Genomic DNA, 334 nt, shown 5'->3' with positions numbered 1-334 from the left:
GAGGCAAAAGCAAAAGCGGTTAGGCTTTAACTTTTGCATTGTTGCTTTCACAACCTTGCTAAGAAATGGTGCCGACTACCGGAGTCGAACTGGTGACCTACTGATTACAAGTCAGTTGCTCTACCTACTGAGCTAAGTCGGCACACGAATTCTTGTTGTCTTCAAACCGAGGTTCAAAAACGAAAGTGGCTCCCCTTGCAAGACTTGAACTTGCGACATACGGATTAACAGTCCGCCGTTCTACCAACTGAACTAAAGGGGAATTATTCGTTATCTAATACGATAAACTCGCATCGGATGAATAATGGTGCCTCGAGGCGGAATCGAACCACCG

2 tRNA genes are annotated in these 334 nt (G+C 45.8%); both read right to left on the bottom strand.

The features are described from left to right. Window positions 1-66: 66 nt before the first annotated feature. Window positions 67-142: transfer RNA gene (locus tag EDI28_RS26790), tRNA-Thr, on the bottom strand. A gap of 44 nt (window positions 143-186) precedes the next feature. After that, window positions 187-262, bottom strand: a tRNA-Asn gene (locus EDI28_RS26785). Window positions 263-334 lie beyond the last annotated feature (72 nt).

Source organism: Photobacterium chitinilyticum, from assembly GCF_004104355.1.
Taxonomy (GTDB): domain Bacteria; phylum Pseudomonadota; class Gammaproteobacteria; order Enterobacterales; family Vibrionaceae; genus Photobacterium; species Photobacterium chitinilyticum.
Note: the sequence above shows the minus strand (reverse complement) of the source record. Positions and strands in the feature narration are given on the sequence as shown.